Source organism: Desulfobacula toluolica Tol2, from assembly GCF_000307105.1.
Lineage (GTDB): Bacteria > Desulfobacterota > Desulfobacteria > Desulfobacterales > Desulfobacteraceae > Desulfobacula > Desulfobacula toluolica.
Map to the genome: position 1 here is coordinate 3,534,158 of NC_018645.1, position 20,564 is coordinate 3,554,721.

Annotated in this window: 19 protein-coding genes; 14 read left to right on the forward strand and 5 right to left on the reverse strand. The window is 37.8% G+C overall.

The window, feature by feature from the left end; all coding sequences use genetic code 11:
* Nucleotides 1-8 precede the first annotated feature (8 nt).
* Together TOL2_RS15980 and TOL2_RS15985 are read left to right on the forward strand one after the other, a co-directional pair.
* On the forward strand, nt 9-866 hold the full coding sequence (locus TOL2_RS15980; RefSeq protein WP_014958359.1) for a rolling circle replication-associated protein: 858 nt from the start codon (nt 9-11) through the stop codon (nt 864-866).
* A gap of 81 nt (nt 867-947) precedes the next feature.
* Entirely contained in the window at nt 948-2,222 is a 1,275-nt protein-coding gene (locus TOL2_RS15985; protein ID WP_014958360.1) for a tyrosine-type recombinase/integrase, read from the forward strand.
* Between the two features lie 621 nt (nt 2,223-2,843).
* Here TOL2_RS15985 and TOL2_RS15990 read toward each other — a convergent pair.
* Nucleotides 2,844-3,074 (reverse strand): KH domain-containing protein, encoded by a 231-nt coding sequence (locus TOL2_RS15990; protein ID WP_014958361.1) that lies wholly within the window; start codon nt 3,072-3,074, stop codon nt 2,844-2,846.
* Nucleotides 3,075-3,517: 443 nt separating this feature from the next.
* On the opposite strand from TOL2_RS15990, the gene TOL2_RS15995 reads away from it, so the two are divergent.
* The gene (locus tag TOL2_RS15995; RefSeq protein WP_014958362.1) at nt 3,518-3,943 is read left to right on the forward strand and encodes an iron-sulfur cluster assembly scaffold protein; all 426 of its coding nucleotides are present in this window, start codon (nt 3,518-3,520) and stop codon (nt 3,941-3,943) included.
* A gap of 276 nt (nt 3,944-4,219) precedes the next feature.
* Complete coding sequence (locus tag TOL2_RS16000; RefSeq protein WP_014958363.1) at nt 4,220-4,780, forward strand: hypothetical protein; 561 nt, start codon at nt 4,220-4,222, stop codon at nt 4,778-4,780.
* Between the two features lie 3 nt (nt 4,781-4,783).
* Here the strand turns inward: TOL2_RS16000 and TOL2_RS16005 are convergent, their stop codons facing one another.
* Nucleotides 4,784-6,610, reverse strand: a complete 1,827-nt coding sequence (locus TOL2_RS16005) for a M48 family metallopeptidase (protein ID WP_014958364.1) — start codon at nt 6,608-6,610, stop codon at nt 4,784-4,786.
* Complete coding sequence (locus TOL2_RS16010) at nt 6,611-7,186, reverse strand: NUDIX hydrolase (RefSeq protein WP_014958365.1); 576 nt, start codon at nt 7,184-7,186, stop codon at nt 6,611-6,613.
* A gap of 445 nt (nt 7,187-7,631) precedes the next feature.
* On the opposite strand from TOL2_RS16010, the gene TOL2_RS16015 reads away from it, so the two are divergent.
* From TOL2_RS16015 to TOL2_RS16060, 10 genes are all read left to right on the forward strand, one after another.
* Nucleotides 7,632-8,087 (forward strand): macro domain-containing protein, encoded by a 456-nt coding sequence (locus TOL2_RS16015; RefSeq protein WP_014958366.1) that lies wholly within the window; start codon nt 7,632-7,634, stop codon nt 8,085-8,087.
* A 101-nt stretch (nt 8,088-8,188) separates the two neighbouring features.
* Nucleotides 8,189-9,226 (forward strand): N-acetyl-gamma-glutamyl-phosphate reductase, encoded by a 1,038-nt coding sequence (argC, locus tag TOL2_RS16020; RefSeq protein ID WP_014958367.1) that lies wholly within the window; start codon nt 8,189-8,191, stop codon nt 9,224-9,226.
* Between the two features lie 48 nt (nt 9,227-9,274).
* Nucleotides 9,275-10,201: a M23 family metallopeptidase gene (locus TOL2_RS16025; protein ID WP_014958368.1), complete on the forward strand. Its 927-nt coding sequence runs from the start codon at nt 9,275-9,277 to the stop codon at nt 10,199-10,201.
* Nucleotides 10,202-10,333: 132 nt separating this feature from the next.
* A complete protein-coding gene (gene secA, locus TOL2_RS16030) occupies nt 10,334-12,856 on the forward strand; it encodes a preprotein translocase subunit SecA (protein WP_014958369.1) in 2,523 nt (840 codons plus the stop codon).
* Between the two features lie 13 nt (nt 12,857-12,869).
* Nucleotides 12,870-13,178: an ATP-dependent Clp protease adapter ClpS gene (gene clpS, locus TOL2_RS16035; protein WP_014958370.1), complete on the forward strand. Its 309-nt coding sequence runs from the start codon at nt 12,870-12,872 to the stop codon at nt 13,176-13,178.
* A 2-nt stretch (nt 13,179-13,180) separates the two neighbouring features.
* Nucleotides 13,181-15,439 carry an ATP-dependent Clp protease ATP-binding subunit ClpA gene (clpA, locus tag TOL2_RS16040; protein ID WP_014958371.1) on the forward strand — a complete coding sequence of 753 codons (2,259 nt, stop codon included), beginning with the start codon at nt 13,181-13,183 and terminating at the stop codon, nt 15,437-15,439.
* On the forward strand, nt 15,440-16,141 hold the full coding sequence (aat, locus tag TOL2_RS16045) for a leucyl/phenylalanyl-tRNA--protein transferase (protein ID WP_014958372.1): 702 nt from the start codon (nt 15,440-15,442) through the stop codon (nt 16,139-16,141). It begins immediately after the preceding gene.
* Nucleotides 16,142-16,223: 82 nt separating this feature from the next.
* A complete protein-coding gene (locus TOL2_RS16050; RefSeq protein WP_014958373.1) occupies nt 16,224-16,619 on the forward strand; it encodes an FxsA family protein in 396 nt (131 codons plus the stop codon).
* Nucleotides 16,620-16,637: 18 nt separating this feature from the next.
* On the forward strand, nt 16,638-17,159 hold the full coding sequence (locus TOL2_RS16055) for a nitroreductase family protein (protein ID WP_014958374.1): 522 nt from the start codon (nt 16,638-16,640) through the stop codon (nt 17,157-17,159).
* Between the two features lie 146 nt (nt 17,160-17,305).
* The gene (locus TOL2_RS16060) at nt 17,306-18,172 is read left to right on the forward strand and encodes an HDOD domain-containing protein (protein WP_014958375.1); all 867 of its coding nucleotides are present in this window, start codon (nt 17,306-17,308) and stop codon (nt 18,170-18,172) included.
* A 5-nt stretch (nt 18,173-18,177) separates the two neighbouring features.
* Here TOL2_RS16060 and TOL2_RS16065 read toward each other — a convergent pair whose 3' ends face one another.
* Both TOL2_RS16065 and TOL2_RS16070 read right to left on the reverse strand, forming a co-directional pair.
* On the reverse strand, nt 18,178-19,446 hold the full coding sequence (locus TOL2_RS16065; RefSeq protein ID WP_148278132.1) for a YihY/virulence factor BrkB family protein: 1,269 nt from the start codon (nt 19,444-19,446) through the stop codon (nt 18,178-18,180).
* Nucleotides 19,446-20,426, reverse strand: coding sequence for an NAD-dependent epimerase/dehydratase family protein (locus TOL2_RS16070; RefSeq protein ID WP_148278133.1), 981 nt, complete (start codon nt 20,424-20,426; stop codon nt 19,446-19,448). The genes TOL2_RS16065 and TOL2_RS16070 overlap by 1 nt, the downstream gene beginning before the upstream one ends.
* Between the last annotated feature and the right edge of the window lie 138 nt (nt 20,427-20,564).

The window sequence follows — 20,564 nt, forward strand, 5'->3', positions numbered from 1 at the left end:
GTTTTTTTATGGACAAACAAAAGTCCTCATTTAAAAAATGCCCCAATTCAATTGGTGCATTTTCTGGAATAACCATCGACGGTAAAAAAATAGTTGCCGGTACTCTCCCGTGTAATTCATGGCATTGCCCCAGCTGTCAAAAACGACTGAAAAAAAAATTATACAGACGAATTCTGCAAGGTGCCATTGGTGATGATCTCACCTCCCCTTATGCATTCAAATTTTTAACACTCACTTTCGGTGGAAAGGAAGCCAGGGCTCAGGCATCCACCCAACTTAAAGAACATAATGAAAATTTGATACTTGAGAGAAAAGAACCATTAACATTGAAAGAATACATTTACGATATAATGGTTCACAATTTCCATAAACTTATCCGAGCGTTGAAAAAAAAATATGGAAATTTTCATTATTTTCGTGTGGCTGAATTACACAAAGACGGCATTCCGCATTTTCATATACTATTTGCAGGAAATGCCATCATCCCAAAAGGGATATTAGCATCCATTGAAAATTTGTGGAGATCAAAATATGGCATGGGCTTTGTAAGAATCAACTGTGTAAAATTTAGAGATAAAAAACACGCTATCCGATATATGCTCAAGTATATCACTAAAGATATCCAAAAAATTGGGAAATGGAAAAGAATCTTCTCTGCAAGTAGGGGTTCACTCGTAAAAATTTTTAAAAATGATTGGCTGGCCGTTAATGTTCATGTTGGACATGTTACGGATAAAGGGATTGAAGAAATGATTCTTGATGAGGTTCGGATACGAGAGTCAATCATTCCTGATCTTAGCCCCCTCAGTAAATACGCTATTGATGCAATGAGACAAATGTATACCCGAATGATAGCATCTATATAAAAGGCTTAGGATCAAATATTGACTTACATGCCACCGAAATATAACAATCAATTAAATTCAACTTTAATTGGAGAGGTGTGCATGAAAGGATCAATTTTTTTTATGCCGGATCGTGGGAGGTGGGCCGTTTCCTGGTATCACAAAGAACCTGGACAAAAAAAAGGCAAATACTATACTATAACCCGGTATCAAGGCCAGTTCATGCCCTGCACCCATTATCAAATGAAAAGAGGGAAAGTTCGGCTTGATGAAAAAGGCCGGGCCATACCGGATAAAAGCAGGTGTCAGGGATATGCCATTGCAGGAAAACTCAGAGCTTTAATGCAAGGCAGATGGGAACAACATCAAAAAGGGATTTTGCAATTCCGGATGGATGAATTTACCGGCAAGGGATGGACAGACGTTTTAGAATTTTATGAAACCTGGATGAAAGAAAAGGTTGAACAGGAATGCAAAATAGCTACGATCAAGGGCTATTGGTCTTATTACCATAACTGGATATCACCCTACTTCAACAAACATCCAATACGATTACATGAAATCAAATCCGATATGCTTTTGTCCCTTCTCAATTTTATTAAGACAGGATTGAAAAAAAAGAACCCCAACGGAAACTATGGAAAAACTGCCCGGAATATCATGGGTGCATTTCGAACCTGTCTTGAATTTGCAGAAGAATGTGATCGCATTCCAAAAATTCCAACTTTTCCGAAGAAAAAATCTTATAACCTGAAAAAGAAACCTATTGAATGGCTAACTGATGAAGAATACTGGAAGGTCATTGAAAAAATACCGAAAATAAACTGCCCCCCTTTTCTTTGGCTTTATTATCATTTTAGACGGCCTGGTGAAGCTTGTGTTCTGAAAAAATCAGATTACGATATGGTCAATGATGCCTTTTGGGTTCAACGGGCATTGTCTGCCAGGGTTGAAACCAATTCGACCAAAACCGGTGAGGTCTTTTTGGTTCCCTGTGATCCTGATTTTAAGAGTATCACCAAAAGGCTGATCAATGAGAATCCCAAAACCCCTTACCTTTTTGTGAATCCCCGGGCCAGAAAAAAAGGCAAGCGGTATTCCCTGGAAAGTTTACGAAATATTTGGTATGCAGCCTGTGATAAAGCAGAAATTAAACGGATATGGGTTTACAAAGGAATGAAGCATACAAGCTGCACCAATTATCTAAATAAGGGTGGTACTGTCGGAGATCTGGAAATGATAACCGGCCAGACAAAAGAATCCCTTAAAAAGTATGCAGAAATCACCTTGCAACGTAAAAGGCGGGCTATGTCAAAAGGACGTGAGAATATCCTGGATATCAGGGAATTACATCAAAAAAATGTAGGTGTATTGTAAGTGTTTAAAATTATAGAAAATATAAGCAAAAGCAGCAAAAAACACCTACAAGCTAACCTCTTGAATTTACTACCTTTTCCTTCTATTATGGTGCTGGTTCGATTCCCATGCACTTCCGCCAATTCTTTTTTAAATTCCCCAAAATTTCAAAGTGTTAAACTACTGCCCTTTTGTGTGTATCTCTCTGTAAAACATCTACAGAACATCCACAAGCTATTTTGTCCAATATTACATACATACAATACTCATAAAAATACAATTCTATTTTAATCAGTTACAGGATATTAACGACTATTATCCAGGATAATCTCATATTTTCTCACTAATTGTATTGATTTGATTTTATTATTGCAATTTTACTGTCATTTCTTAAATATCGAATTTAATATTTAAGAAATGACAAGGATTTGTGAGTTATATCTATTGACAGCCATAATTTTGAAATATCATTGATATCAATAAAATCAAGAATCAGTCAGATATCAAAATCCGCGTGGCAATTATTTAAAACCTTTGTAAAACAAAGAAACCCGGCTCATAAGACCAGATTTTCTCTGTTTGAAATAAAACCACAAAACGAATCAACAGCGTACTATTCTTCAAAAAAATGGTTATTAAACATCACTCAACGATTTCCAAAATAACCCTTTTTTGTTCTTTTGCAGATGCACACGACAGAATAGTTCTCATAGCTTGGGCAGTTCTGCCCTTTTTCCCAATAACTTTTCCAAGATCTTCTTTTGCAACCCGCAACTCCAACACAAGGGTCTGCTGAGCCTTAATTTCCTGAACATCGACCTGATCAGAATTATCAACCAGCGCCTGAGCAATATACTTAATCAACTCTTTCATAATCCATTCTCCTTTTTTTCCTGTCCGATGATAGAAGAAAATATAATATGGGCTACTGCAAGTATTGCTATAATTATTGATTTTTTTGGGGAAATCATCCCAGAAAACTTTACGATATATGATATCACAGCGTATAATAATCTCAAGTATTTTTTATTTGTATTATTTATCAGCCCAATTTACAAGTATTTGTATTTTTTTTATCCTTAACCCAATTCAACCTGATATAAATAACAATTATAGACCAAACGATTTATTCACGAATCAAATGATCAATATCACCATGATAGATCGCAACAAATGATATGTTTTATCCATTTTGCTTGACATAAAAAAGAAATTCATTATTTTAGGATACATGTTTTATTTTTAATAATAGAATATTTTATTATCATGCCCGGTAAAATATTCTTTTTGATCAGGGTTAAATGAAGGAATACGCGGTGGTTACAGAAATTACATCATCTGATGCAGAACGTAAAATGCTGTCAGATGCAGGATATGCTAATCCGGCAATCAATTATTATCTTGAAAAAAAATATATGGGTCATATTGAGAATGCTGATCAGGTGTCCGAAAAAATAGGATCCTGTGGTGATACGATGAAGGTTTACCTTAAATTTGACGAACATGATCTCATTGATGATGTCCGGTATGAAATCACAGGTTGTGCCGGAGCAATATCTGCAGCAATGGCAGCTGTTGACCTGGTAAAGGGTAAAACAATTGATGAAGCATTAGCCATCAATGACGGAGATGTTTTTAAAGTCCTTGGAAATATTCCTGAAAAAAAACATCATTGTATTCAGCTTGCTGTTAAAACAATGCACAAGGGCATTCAAGAATACAAAACCATAAAAGCATTTTAAATAAAAACCAGGACAGATTGAGCTGCCACAACAAAACATGAAAGACATTTGATTCAAACAGGTTAGAAGTCTTTCGCATAAAATCACCCCTGAAATTATTTTATTCATTTCAGGGGTGATTCATAAAAGGAAAAAATTATTTTCAATCCTTTTCTGAAAAAAATTCTTAATTTCACTCTTATTTGTTGTTTTTTATTATTCGGATGCACAGGATCTTCTAAATTTAATATCAAAAATCTTGCCAAAACAAATATTGATCTGGTTTCTGAAATCCACATGAATCAGGTAATCAATCTTTTAAAAGCCCTGACTGAAAAACTTTACAAAAAAAACCCCAGTGAATTACAAAAAATTGAAGGCAGGACAATTGAGTCCAGCATAGACCGAATATTTAAATGTCCTAGTTATGAAAAACATAAGGAACTGGATTTCAAGGACAGTACAGATGCCATTTTACTGGGATTTGAACCCGAATTCAAAGGGGACCGGATCTTTGCAATGATGTATGGTTTATACACCATGATTCATAAATCCTATAATAATAAATGTGAACTTTTCATGCTGGATTATTTGAATGAACAAAATCTTTATAACAGTGCCAGAAATATTGAAATTTTTGTCTGGCGGCTTAAAACCCGTCATATGACTAACGGCCGATTGGTGATCCTGACCAACAGTTTTGAAGATGACGTCAAGAATCTAAGTTATGAACGTATTTTCGGAAAGCTTATTTCCCTTCAGGATACTATGGCATTAATAGTTGCCGGCAGGAGCGGCAGGGTTATAAAAGAAGTGATTCAAATAGCGGGGATGACATTTTTCCCCATCAGCATTTAAAATTCAGGGATTTAACATCTTTTCAAATCGCTGCAGCTGACTGTCATAATACTCTTTTTTATCTTTCGAACGCTTACGGGCTTCTTTTGCTGCGTTTACCGCGTTCGGGATATCATTATTCACAAACAATGCTTCTGCATAAGTGTCTAAGATAAAGGCTTCTCGTTTTTGTGCCAGGGCTTTTCCCGCATATTCCAGGGCTTTTTCTCTGTTCCTGTACTCTTCTTGCGGACAGGTTGCAAAAAGCCAGGACAAATTATTTAATGCATGAATATTTTCAGGATCAACCCTCAAAACATTTTCATATGAATCAATGGCTTTTTCATAGTTTTTTTTATTGTAATAATAATCACCGACAACCACATATAAATCAGAATTTTCAGGATCAAGGTCCATCTGCTGAAAAAGAATATTTTCAGCTATAAAATTGCTGAATGATTCCTTGGCCACACCGTAATTAATTGAATATCCAAACCCAAAAATTACCATAATCAGGATAAAATATCCGATAATCATTTTTTTAACATATGAGTGATGGGCTTGTATCAAAGCCGGGCTTGATTGACATTTTTCCAGAAATCTTACTCTTTGACCGATACTGTAATGGTGCCAGTTAGGTCTTTCAATGGATTGCCTTGAAAAGGATGCGATCTTATAGAAAGTTGAAATAAGAGGGGAAGCATCAGGGGTAAAGCGATAGACATGAAGATCTGCCTGACGTTCAAAATTTCTCATAAAAAACCCGAATACAAATCTGAAATACAAAACAAAAAATCCAATCAGTGTCGAAATGATCAGGATCGAATGAGCAGCCCCCTTTTCGATACCAATCATAGCAAACAGGTCGTATACCGGTTCCAATATATATAACAACAGCATAATAGGTTCAAAAAAAACAAAATTACAGGCAATAAATCCTAAAAAAAAGAAAAGGTAAAATAACATGTGATATTTTTGGACATGACCTATTTCATGCAGCATAACAGAATCCAGTTCATCATCATTCAATGAATTGAGTAATGCGGGTGTAACAAGAATATACCGAAACCGCCCGATAATTCCCATCACCCCGGCAGTGATCATTGTCCCGCCAAACAATTCCCATCTTAAAATTTGCGAATATTTTAACCCGGCTTTTTGACAGAGAGTTTCGATCCGGGTTCTTGCATATCCAGGCTCCAGGGGGTGACAATTCCATACCATCCTTATTAACACAGGGCCGAAAACAGCAATGGTGATAAGGAACAGGACAATGTAGCAGATTTCACCGGCAGGGGTCTGTAAGAACGTTTTAAAAGGCTGCCAAGGCAAAAAACCAAGAATATCTGCAATAAGTGACAGGCAGAACCAGGGCAGCAGAGCCGGCAATGAAAACGAAAGATTGGATAAAATAAAATTTTTTTTCGACACTTTGCTTGAAAAATATTTCTTTTGCACATGATATGCCGCATTCCAGATAATCATGAGATATAAAAGAAAAAGCCCCAGAAAAAGGATGGCTTCAAATGTTGGAACAGCATCAAAAAAAACTATCCCGCTGAAAATACGATTTAATTGAAATCCATAAATATTTATGGCAAAAATCACCAAAGCAATCACAGACAACCTTGAGGTATAAGTGTCTATGAGATGATCAATGTTTTCATAAGGATTTTCAACAGATTTTTTTTCCAGCCGTTTAAATGAAACAAAACAAATAAGCACAAATAATGCACTGACTGCAAGACCGTCAAAAAGATAAACAGGATCAAAAGTTTTGTCAGTATCAAACAGGTCAGAGGTTGTATATATGACCAAGGCAATAAGAAAATATAAAAAATTAGAAAACATTTAAATTATCCCCTGCGAGGCGAAAGTATTCAAAACAATCCAGAGTTTCACATCAAATTTAATTTTGTTGTCACATATGATATCCGATGCCTGTTTTCTGGACAACATCATAACCTCAATATCCTCGGATGCTTCATTGAAACTGTTTGTGGGATGGCCTTTGCATTCAACAAACATCATACTTACGGATTCATCCGTCATACCGGAAGATGAAAAAACAACAGGACTTTTTTTTAATATTTTTGTTGCTGTCAAACCGGTTTCTTCAAACAACTCTCTTTTTCCTGCCTGCTCAACAGACTCGTCCTTATCGACAAGTCCTGCAGGAAATCCATATTGATAACCGCCAATGGCAACCCTGAACTCTTTTATCACCACCAGTTTTTTTTCTTGTATGTGATACGGAACAATAACAACCGCATTTGGTTTTGTATAATCTTGTTCAAAGGGATTTAACCTCTCTGATCTTGATGCAAAAATCCATTGTTTTTCATGATTAACCCGATCATTGTAACAAATTGAAAAAAGATTCAGATATTTGCAATCCGTTATTTTTTTAACAGTATTTATTTTCATATTTACTCCTTGTTAAATAATAAGCATGCAAGAAATAAATACTACCCAATATGATTCGTTTTTACAATGGCACCGGCCAGATGGGATATATCATCTACAAGTTTGATGGAGATTTTTACACACATACGCATGTCGCCATACATAAACCCTATTTCTTTTAAATTAATATTATTTTTTATAATTACAAATTACATTTTTTTGCCCTGATCTGCTTAGCAAAACCAAATATCGCCCAATAAAATTCTTGAAAAATATTGCAGATATGCTAATAGTCCCAAAAGCTTTAGGAGCTTATTGCAGATAACTTCAATGGGCAGACTTACTCTTTCTCCCGGATTTGCCCATAACCAGATTTAACCACAACAAAAACTGAAAGTCACTGTGTGAGTTTTTTAAGCCAGAGTCTTCATTAGTTTTTTTGGTGTAAAATGAGGATAATTTAACAATGAACATATTAAAAGGAGACCTGATTCAATTGGCCCTGGCCGGACGATTTGATGTCATCATCCATGGCTGTAACTGCTTTTGTACTATGGGAGCGGGGATTGCAAAATTAATCAGAGATGATTTTCCCGAGGCATACCAGGCGGATCAGGAGACAAAAACAGGAGACAAAAAAAAGCTGGGGACATACTCTTTGGCTCACATTGCAAGAAACGGCAAACGCTTTACCATTGTTAACGGTTATACCCAATATGATTTTTCAGGCCCTGGCCCTCTGGTTGATTATGGTGCCGTCCAAAAACTCTTTGCCCGGATAAAAAAAGAGTTTCCCAATCAGAGAATCGGCTATCCAAAGATTGGTGCAGGACTGGCAAAAGGAGACTGGGATGTGATATCAGGTATTATTAACACGGAACTGAAAGAAGAAGATCACACACTGGTAGAATACAGCCATTAAAAAAATGAAGTTTGATTCAAAAAAAAAATTGATTCTTGAAAAAAATTAGTCTATTTGCTAAGCAAAAGACTTTTAAATTGTTTCAAACAAGAAGGAACCATATGATCAACGTAGGCATTGCAGGAGCATCAGGATATACAGGAGTTGAGCTTGTCAAACTGATTTCCAATCATCCAAAAGCAAAATTGTGTGCTGTCACTTCCAACAGCTATAAAGGCAAATCTTTAACAGATATTTTTCCTTCAATGAGAGGGTTTGAAAACCTTATTTGTGAAGACTTGGATATTAAATCACTTTCAAAAAAAATAGACGTCATATTTTTAGCACTACCGCACAAAGTCTCCATGCAACATGTACCCACAATGCTGGGAAATAACATAAGAGTTGTTGATTTATCCGCTGACTACAGATTTACAGATGTCGCAGCTTACGAGTCAGCCTACCAGACACATACCTCAAAAGACCTTTTAAAACAAAGCGTCTATGGTCTCAGCGAATTATACAGAGACAGAATCAAAACATCAAACCTTGTGGGCAATCCGGGCTGCTATCCCACAAGCATTCTCTTGCCACTGCTTCCTCTTTTAAAGGAGGGATTAATCCAGCCTGCCGGCATTATTTCAGATTCAAAATCAGGTGTAAGCGGTGCAGGACGTTCCCTGTCGCTTTCCGCTCATTTTTGTGAAGCCAATGAATCCTTCAATCCCTATAAAATTGGGAATCATCGGCATACACCGGAAATCAATGAAATTTTAAGCCTGCACTCACAGCAGCCGGTTTCCATAACCTTTGTGCCTCACCTTCTGCCCTTGACAAGAGGAATGATGTCAACAATTTATGCCCGGGTAACTGACACTGCAACCCAGGATAAAATAAGAAAAACCTATGACACCTATTATGGCGATGAACCTTTTGTAAGGCTTCTCAACAAAGGCATGTATCCTGCAATTTCTCATGTTAAAGGGACAAATTGCTGCGATATCGGCATTCACTTTGATGAAACAAGTCGCCAACTCATTATGGTTTCCGCCATTGACAACCTTTTAAAAGGAGCTGCCGGACAGGCGGTTCAAAATATGAACATCATGTTTGGCCTGGATGATGAAACTGGATTGAATCGGGTTCAAGGGCCTTTGTAATGATTATTGTGCTTGACATCTAAAAAAATTCTAACTAAGAAGGGCATAATGAGAAAGGCTATTAAAATATGGTTTCATTCCGGCGACACTTCTGATATCAGGGAATTTTCTATCCGCAAATCAATATTCGGGGGGCTGCTTCTCATTATACTTTCTACAATCGCAGGAGCAGCCTTCATTGGATACGACTACTGCCGATTGAAAAATATCTCATGGAACAACACTGTTTTAAATCACACCATCATAAAACAGGAAAATGAAATCAAAAGCCAGAGAAGTCAAATTCAGACCTTTGCAGGTGAAATAGAAATTTTAAAAAAACAGGTTTGCAATCTGTCTAAATTTGAAGATAAAGTAAGGCTTATAGCCGATATCAAGCAAACCAGTGATTCCAGCGGATTAATCGGTATCGGTGGCATCCCCGAAGATGAGCTTGACCCGGATATTCCGTTGGAGCAAAAACATACCAGCCTGATACGTGAAATGCACCGTCAGACCGACCAGACAAATCTGGCTGCCCAGAAACAAGCGCTTGATTTTGAAAATCTGATTAAATTGCTGGAACAAAAAAGAAACCTTCTGGCATCTACGCCTTCCATAAAACCGGTTGACGGATGGATCACTTCCAAATTCGGATATCGGACATCCCCTTTTACCGGACAAAAAGAATTTCATTCCGGAGTGGATATCTCAAACAGAAGCGGGACAAACATCGTTGCAACGGCTAACGGCAGAGTTTCCTATGCTGCCCACAAACTGTATATCGGCAATATGGTTATGATTGATCATGGTCATGGTCGGGTCACCAAATACGGGCATTTGAAAAAAATTCTGGTTAAACAGGGCCAGGAGATTAAACGAGGGGAGGTCATCGGTATTTTAGGCAATACAGGAAGAAGTACAGGTCCCCATGTACATTATGAAGTCCGACTTAATGGCACGCCTGTAAATCCCTTAAAATACTTTCTGAATTAGTCCATATTATTTTTATTCTTTATCAAAACACAAAATTAATTGAAATTTTTTGTTTTAATTTACCCGATTAATGCTTATATGTTTTCATATGAAACATATAAAAACATATTTTAATTATAGGTAACCCATTAAATGCTATTCAATTTTTTTACGAAAATATTTGGCTCCAATAATGACCGGATTTTAAAAAAGCTCCAACCGGTTGTCGAACAGATCAATCATCTTGAACCTCAAATGCAGCGGTTATCTGATGAACAGATTGCACTCAAAACAATCGAATTCAAACAAAGAGTGCAAGCCGGAGAAACACTGGATGATATTTTACCAGAAGCATTTGCCCTGGTCAGAGAAGCATCTGTCAGAACTCTTGGACTGCGCCACTTTGACGTTCAGCTGATTGGGGGTATTGCACTTCACAATGGAAGCATTGCTGAAATGAAAACCGGTGAAGGAAAGACATTGATGTCCACCCTTCCAGCCTATCTTAATGCCTTATCAGGAAAAGGGGTTCACATTGTTACGGTAAATGATTACCTGGCCAAAAGGGATGCCGAATGGATGGCTAATATCTATAATTTCCTGGGATTAAACGTGGGTGCAATTCTCCATGACATTGACGACCAGGAAAGAAAAACAGCCTATAGTGCGGACATCACCTATGGCACAAACAATGAATTCGGGTTTGATTATCTCAGGGATAACATGAAATTCGACAAAGACTCCCTTGCTCAAAAAGACCTTAATTTTGCCATTGTGGATGAGGTTGACAGCATTCTGATTGATGAAGCCAGAACACCGCTTATCATCTCAGGGCCGGGTGAAAAGTCAACCCATTTTTATACCCAGGTCAATACTATTATTCCATCCTTTCAAAAAGACATTGATTATACACTTGATGAAGAATCAAAAAGCGTTTCTTTAACAGAAGACGGAATTGCAAAGGGTGAAAAATTTCTCAAAGTGGACAATCTCTATGATCCTGCAAATATAGAACTTCTCCATCATTTGAACCAGGCCCTGAAAGCACACACAATTTTCAAACGGGATACGGATTATATTGTTAAAAATAATCAGGTTATCATTGTTGATGAATTTACAGGGCGGCTGATGACCGGAAGACGTTATAGTGAAGGACTTCACCAGGCACTCGAAGCAAAGGAAAACGTTAAAATTGAAAATGAAAACCAGACTCTTGCCTCCATCACCTTTCAAAATTTTTTCAGGATGTATGACAAACTATCGGGTATGACAGGTACGGCGGAAACCGAAGCTGCTGAATTTAAAAAAATATATAACCTTGATGTTCTGGTAATCCCAACCCACCAGGAAATGATACGCAAAGACTATCCTGATCTGATATATAAAACAAAAAAAGAAAAATATGCTGCTGCCATAGAAGAGATCATACGGCTTTCCAAAAAAGGTCAGCCTGTTCTTGTGGGAACTATTTCTATTGATATTTCAGAGGACATGAGCAAACAACTCAAAAAAAGAGGTATCAAACACACGGTATTAAATGCCAAGCATCATAAAGCAGAGGCCCAAATTGTTGCCAATGCAGGCCAAAAAGGTGCCGTAACCATTTCCACCAACATGGCTGGCCGCGGTACGGATATTGTTCTTGGAGAAGGAGTTAAAGAGCTTGGCGGACTCCATATTCTGGGAACATCACGCCATGAATCCAGACGCATCGACAACCAGCTTCGAGGCCGTTCCGGCAGACAGGGTGACCCGGGCTCCTCAAGATTCTATCTATCTTTGGAAGATGATATTTTAAGAATCTTCGGCGGAGACAGAATCCATGCAATTATGGACAAACTTGGCATTGAAGAAGGCGAGCATATTGAACATTCTTTTATCAGCAAAGCCATAGAAAATGCCCAGTCAAAGGTGGAGGGTCATAACTTTGAAATCAGAAAACACCTGCTTGAATATGATGATGTAATGAACCAGCAACGTGAGGTCATTTACCGGCAAAGACGCAAAGCATTGCTTGAAGAAGACTTAAAACCGGTTGTTTTGGAAATGATTGAAGACAAAGCTTATGATGTTGTTGATGAATTTGCCGTGGAAAAAACTCCTATCCGGCAATGGGATATTGAAGGCCTTGAAAACAGAATCAAACAATTGTTTAACATTAACCCTGAACTTAAAACTGCAGTTGATGATAATTTTACGGCACAACAACTGTCAGAAAATCTTTTTGAGCAATTAAAAGAAATATACAACCAAAGAGAAGCATCCATTGGAGAAGAGATCACAAGACAAATCGAACGGCATATCATTCTTCAAACCGTTGATACCCGGTGGAAAGAACATCTCTTGTCCATGGACCATCTAAAGGAGGGTATTGGGCTGCGCGGATATGCACAGCAGGATCCTTTACGGATTTACAGAAAAGAAGGCTTTGATATGTTCCAGGGTTTGATGGAAACGGTAAAAGAAGAAATAGTGGATATTTTATTCAAAATCCGGATATCAACTTCATCCCAGATAGAGGACATAAAAAAAAAAGAACAAGATGATCTTACTTTTTCCCATTCAGACGGGTCCAGCATACAACAACCCGTAAAAAGATCCTCTAGAAAAGTACAAAGAAATGACCCTTGCCCCTGCGGAAGCGGTAAAAAATATAAAAAATGTTGTATGCGTTAGGAGTTTAAAATTAATGACATCCACTGATTCCAGAACAAAAGAGGACGTTTCTTCCAGAACAAAAAAAGTCCCGCCGCCCATGTATAAGGTCATTCTCCATAATGATGATTATACAACAATGGAGTTTGTTGTGGAAATTCTTGTAAACGTTTTTGGAAAATCACTTGAAAAAGCAACGCAAATGATGCTTAATATACATAATAAGGGAAAGGAAATCTGTGGTATCTATCCAAGGCAAATCGCAGAAACCAAAGTAGAAACAGTTCACAACCTGGCAAGCAATAAAGGCTTTCCTTTAAAAAGCACTATGGAAAAGGAGTAGGTATGATAAGCAAAGAACTCAGTACAGCTCTCGGTTTTGCCGTACGGGAAGCAAAGAAAAGAAGGCATGAGTATGTATGTGTTGAACATGTTCTTTATGCAATCCTTAACCATGAAACAGGTGCCCAGACAATTGAAAAATGTGGTGGCAGTCCTGAACAGATAAAAGAAGAACTTGAAAAATTCTTTGATGAAAAATTAACAAAAATTGATTCCAAAGAAGAATATGTTTTACAGCAGACCATCGGGTTCCAGCGGATGATACAGCGGGCCATCAACCAGGCCAGATCCGCTGAAAAAACCGAAGTCAATTTAGGGGATATTCTTGCATCCATTTTCCAGGAAAAAGATTCCCATGCCGCTTTTTACCTCGAATCTGAAGGAATTACCCGCCTTGACGTTTTAAAATATATTTCGCATACGTCGGAACCTGTAAAAAAACCAACTCCGCCAATGGATCCTTCACAAAAAATATTCAAACCGACAGATATAAAACCTAAACGGCAAACAAAGAAAGATCCTTTGGAAATTTTCACAACAGATCTGTTGAAAAAGGCATTGGACAAAAAAATTGATCCCCTCATCGGAAGAGCCGATGAAACAGACAGGGTTATGCAGGTGCTTTGCCGCAGAAGAAAAAACAACCCTATCCTTGTTGGAGATCCCGGCGTTGGAAAAACCGCTATTGCAGAAGGACTTGCTTTGAAAATAAACAACAAGGAAGTGCCGGATCTGCTGGAAAATTGCGAATTGTTCTCCCTTGATATGGGAACTCTTCTGGCCGGAACAAAATACCGGGGTGATTTTGAACAAAGGCTCAAAGATGTTATCAATGCTCTTGAAGCAAAGGAAAACGCTTTACTGATCATTGATGAGATCCATACGGTGGTCGGTGCAGGTGCTACCACCAGCGGTTCAATGGATGCCTCAAACATTTTAAAACCGGCTCTTTCTTCCGGAGATATTAAATGCATCGGCACCACAACCTATGAAGAATATAAGAATCATTTTGAAAAAGACCGGGCTTTTTCAAGAAGATTTGAAAAAATTGAAGTACCGGAACCTTCCCTTGAGGAAACCACTCAAATATTGACCGGACTGAAAACTTTATACGAAGAACACCACGGCCTGACCTACCCGGCAGAAACCATTGAAGCTGCGGCCTATCTTTCTGACAAATATATCAATGACCGGTTCCTGCCGGACAAAGCCATTGATGTAATTGATGAAACAGGAGCCTATCTTCGGTTAAAAGGCAAGGGGCATCGAAAAATAGTCAGCCCCAAAGATATAGAAAACATTGTTGCAAAAATTGCCAAAGTGCCGGTCACAAGCGTTACATCGACAGACAAAGCCAACCTGGAATCCCTGCCCAAAAAACTGTTTAAAGTCATATTTGGACAAGATGATGCCATCCAAACCCTGACCACATCCATCAAACGGTCAAGAGCCGGATTGGCAGCCCCGGATCGTCCTATTGGCTCGTTCCTCTTCATGGGACCCACAGGCGTGGGTAAAACAGAAGTGGCAAAACAACTTGCCTATCAACTGGGGATAGAATTTTTAAGATTCGACATGAGCGAATACATGGAAAAACATGCTGTTTCCAGGCTGATCGGTGCCCCACCGGGATATATCGGATTTGATCAGGGCGGAATTTTGACTGACGGCATCAGAAAATCACCCCACTGTGTTCTTTTGCTGGATGAAATTGAAAAAGCCCATATGGATCTGTATAATATACTTTTACAGGTAATGGATTATGCAACCCTGACAGATAACAACGGCAAATCAGCAGATTTCAGGAATGTTATCATAATTATGACCTCTAATGCAGGTGCAAGGGAAATGAGTTCTAACGCCATTGGATTCGGCTCCCAGTTATCAGATATGGATTCAAAGGGATTAAAAGCTGTTGAAACAACATTCAGCCCTGAATTTAGAAACCGGCTTGACGGTATTGTCCAGTTTAATCATCTGTCCCTCAAGGTTATGGAAATGATTGTTGACAAGAACATGACAGAACTTAAATCCATGCTAAAAATTAAAAATATTACCTTGACTTATTCGGCAAAAGTTCGAACATTTCTTGCAAAAGAAGGCTATGATCCCAAGTTTGGTGCCAGACCTTTGGATAGACTTATCCAGACCAGAATAAAAGACAGACTCACAGATGAAATTCTTTTCGGCAGTCTGGAAAAAGGGGGTAAAATATCCATTGGTCTCAGAAATAACAAGCTGAATTTTACATATAAAAGCTGAATGCCCCTTTTCAGATTATCAAAAAAATTAGATTTTCCCCCGGCCTGGCTTGCAAGGTCTGACGGCCTTTTATGCATCGGGGGAGATCTTTCGACCAAAAGACTGCTGCTTGCCTATGAAAACGGAATATTTCCATGGTTTTCACAAGATGAACCTATTTTATGGTGGTCCCCTGATCCACGGCTTGTACTATTTCCCCAAGACATCAATATTTCAAAAAGCCTGAAAAAGAAAATAAAGAAAAATCTCTTTAATATCAGAGTTGACTCTGCATTTGAACAAACCATTACCGCCTGTGCAAAACCACGCAAACATGAACCCGAAGGCACCTGGCTTATAGATGAAATGATAGATGCTTATATAAAGCTTCACACACTGGGATATGCTCATTCCGTTGAAACCTTTCGAGAAGACAAATTAGTCGGCGGATTGTATGGTGTCTGCCTTGGCGGATCTTTTTTCGGTGAATCCATGTTTTCTTTTGAAAGTGATGCGTCCAAAATTGCTCTGGTTGCACTTGCAACCCATTTAAAAAAATTTTGTTTTGACCTGATTGACTGTCAGGTTACAACCAGTCACCTGCTTAGAATGGGAGCCACTGAAATTTCCAGAAATTCTTTCCTTGGTATCATCAATAAATCTGTTAAAAGAGAAGATATCAAAAACATCTGGAGTCCGGGTGCCTGTCTCACAGTACTTTAACGTATTGTCAAAAACTTGACAAAAAAGGTTTCAGTACCATTATGTGAGATATATTAGCCCCCAAAATAAGGAGCCCAAAGAAATGCTTTTAAAACTGTTTTTATGTTTTACCCTGATCCCAGTTATTGAACTTTATCTCTTAATAAAAGTCGGAACCGTCATTGGAGGGTTCAATACCATTTTACTGGTTATCCTGACAGGATTTTTAGGAGCCTGGTTTGCCAGAATAGAAGGCATGAATACCATGATTAAACTTAAGATGAACCTGCAACAGGGACTTATGCCGGCCGAAGAATTGGTTGATGCCGTTATTATATTCATTGCAGGTGTCGTACTGTTAACCCCCGGACTTATCACCGATGTGTTTGGATTACTCTTGTTATGGCCTGTGACACGAAATAAATTCAAACAAATGGCAAGAAAAAAATTCGATGAGATGCAATTGCAAAACAATATTAATATTACCCGTTTTCATTAATCCCGGGAGGAATCACCAATGTTTTTAAATCTGATTAACGACAGAAGAAGTATCCGAAAATTCAAAGACAAACCCGTTGAAAAAGAAAAAATAAACACACTGATTGAAGCTGCCTTGAGATCTCCTTCCTCAAGAAGCATAAACCCTTTGAAATTTATTGTTATTGACGATAAAATCCTGCTTGAAAAACTTTCCAAAGCAAAACCCCACGGTGCAGGATTTTTAAAAGAAGCTGCCCTTGGAATTCTGGTCTGCGGTGATGCATCCAAAAGTGATGTCTGGATTGAAGATGCATCCATTGCGTCTGTCTTTATCCATCTGGCAGCACATGACCTTGGCCTTGGCAGTTGCTGGATACAAATCAGAAAAAGAGATTATAACGATTCCAAAACTGCGGAGACTTATATCAAAGAACTTTTAAACCTTACACAAGATACGATATTGGTTGAATCCATCATTGCCATTGGTTATCCTGATGAAACAAAAAAAGGCCATGCAAAAGATTCCTTACAATTCCATAAAGTTTCTTTTAATACCTAAAAGTTGCAAGAGAAATTTAAATGTTTTTTATATTCAGTATGTTAATGATTTTTTTACTCACCGAGTTTTATAAAAAAACATTGTAAATACAACAGGATCAAACGAGCTTGCAATTTTTAAGTAATATTTGAAGCATAAAGGATTGAATGGAAATAAAAGATCAAATTCTGAAACTGGTTCAAAAAAAAAAAAGCGACCTGCCGACTCTTCCGGTTGTTATTGACAAAATTATCACGGTTGCATCAGATGAAAAAACAACAACCAGGGAACTTGCTGATATTATTTCATATGATCAGGGAATGACAAACAAATTATTAAAACTTTCCAACTCCATTTATTATGCACAAAAAACAAAAGTCGACACCATAAAAAGAGCCATCATAGTTATAGGATTTGATGAAATTGTCGGCATTGCTCTGGGCATGGGGATACTTTCCACTTTTACAGACAAATCAGGACTCAGTCTTGATATGAAAGCCTTGTGGATACATGGTATTGGTGTGGCTACAGTTTCTAAAGAAATTGCAAAAAAAACAAATCCCGAACTTTCAAAAAAAATTTTTATTCCTGCCCTTCTCCATGATATGGGAAAAGTTATGTTTTCCATATATTTCAGGGATGAGTACAGAAAAGTCCGGCAATTTGCCATGGAAAGAAAAAAACCGTTGTATTTTGCTGAAAACGCCTTATTCAAATTGGATCATGCAGTACTTTCAGCCCTGTTGATGAAACGATGGAATTTTCCCCAATCTATTCTGATGCCCTGCAGGTTCCATCATACCCCTGATTCTTCCCCTCCAAAATTCAAGCATCACGCTTTAATTATCAATCTGGCGGATTATCTGACGCAAAAGGCAGGGATAGGCCATAGCGGGAATCCTTTTCCAGTTGCAGTCAAAAATTCTATTCAAAAAGTCGGTATCAATCCATCAATAGCAAAGCTTATCATAGATCAAGTGAGACGAAAAGAAGATGAAATAAAAGAGTTCTTTAATATCACAACAGATTCGTAACACATTTAAATATCTCTAAATTTTCTCTCTCCGGGTGACTGTTTGCAGGCTTTGACAAACTCATGAAGACTTTCTTCCAGAACTTCAAACTCTATGGTTCCGCCAGCCTGGACTATTTTATCACCTCGTTGTTCAAATGCAGTCAATACATCTGTAATTGTAAGGCATTCTATATCGTAAGCAGGGACATACCCCTTGCCGTTCAAGACATTTGCTTCCAAAAGGATATGACAATCAATGAGCTTTGCCAATAATACTTTAACTATTTTTAATGGGATCTTTATCTCAGATGCAATTTCAATATCCAAAGCAGGTGTTTCTTTGTTGGCAAACCGTTTCACACAAAGGTGAACGATTCGCAAAACAAGTAATTTCTTTAACCGGATACTTATTTTGTCATAATCAATATCCCTGGTTTCCAGTGCTTCTGTATTTTCCCAGGAAAATGCAATTTCAGCCCCAAATAAAACAATTGCCCAAGAGGTCTGCAACCATATCAAAAAAAGAGGCAAGGCGGCAAAACTGCCATAAATAGCATTATAATTGGAAACTCCAACCTGGAATTTCAGATAGGTCATCTGAGCGACTTGAAATATAGTTCCCGCAATCATACCGCCAGCCAATGCCGCTTTAATCTCCACTTTCTTGTTGGGGATAAAAATATAAAAGAAAATAAATAATATCCAAATGGGGAAAAAAGGAAAAATATTAAACCCAAAGGAAACCAAGTTTTCGATATTTCCGGGAAGCTTTATATCGGACAAAAACTGTGCAAGATATGCGGTAATAAAGATGTTGGCGCTGCTTGAAAAAATAACCAGGATACCTGCTGTAATTGAAATGGCGATATAATCAGTAAATTTTCGAACCAATGATCTATCGTCATTTACCCACCAGATCTGATTAAATGCGTTTTCAATATGACCAATGAGTTTTATAAGCGAATAAAACAACAGGATAATTGCAAAAACAGCCATCAAGGAGCCTTTTGTCCTTTCCAGAAGATTGACTGAAAAAGCAAGAACATTCCGGATAACATCTTCATTACCCGCAAACAATTCAAGAACCTGTTTTTCCAAAAGCTCCTTAAACCCAAACCCTTTTGCAATACCAAATGCCATAGCCATCACAGGAACAATGGATAACAGCGTGAAAAGGGTCAAAGACGATGCCCGAAGATCACATCGATCCTTCCTAAACCCTTTGACAGCAAAACAAACAACCTTTATGATCTTGTCATAACTGAGCAAAATATTTTTTTTAAAATTATTCATCACCCTTTTTTTAATCTTTGAATTCCCTCTTTTGTTGAAACTTTTGGATAATATCCCAACTCTTTTTTGGCCCTTGAAATATCAAACCAATGAGATGTAGCCAGTTCCTTTGCAACAAAACGGGTCATTGGCGGTTCTTTTTTAATTTTAAACAGCGAATAGACAAATTCAAAAAAAGATCCTGCAATGTATGCCGACTTTGCAGAGACATGTCCTTTTACAGGTGGTAAGCCGGCAGAATCCAGAAAGGCATTGATCATTTCCCATTTTGAAATAGGCTCGTCCTGGCTGACAAAATAAACATTTCCCGACAACAAAGGATTTTCCAACAGCTTTTGAGATGCCAGGATATGAGCATCGGCTGCATTATCAACATAGATGGTATCGACCAGATCATCTGTTCGCCCTACCCTTTTTAATTTATCAGCCTTATTGACAATGCGCGGCAGCAGATGCTTATCTTCCGGCCCCCAAATCAGGTGAGGACGAATAATAATGGTATTCAACCCCTTTTTCACAGCCTTTATGACCAATTTTTCAGCCATGGCTTTGGTTTCAGGATAAGGTGCCAGATAATTTTTCGGGTATGGGACGCTTTCATCAACATTTTCCATATCATATTCATCAAATATCACACTTGGGGAACTGGTATAAATCAATTGTTTAATTTTATTTTCCAGACCAGCGGCGATAACATTTTGGGTTCCTGTCACATTTACCCGGAAAAAATCCTCAAAAGGCCCCCAAATTCCTGGTTTTGCCGCAACATGAAAAACAGCATCAATATTTTTGAAGGCTTTTACAAGGGCTTTTTTATCGGCTATATCTCCTTGTATCTGTCTAATGCCCATTTTTTCAAGATCAGGATAAAACTTGCGTGAAAAAGAAGTAAGATTTAATTTTTTATCCAATAATTTTTTAAGAATCGCTTTACCTAAGAAACCGCCACCACCAGTAACCATTATATTTTTTATTTGCATTCTCCACCTTTTTTTATTTGCCGCTGCTGCATATGAAAAATGAGTATTCTCAATGCCTGATGTTGTGACCAAGCTTTTCAGATGATTATAGCATATTTAATTTAGACACAACAAAAAAGTCCCTCTTATCAAAATTTC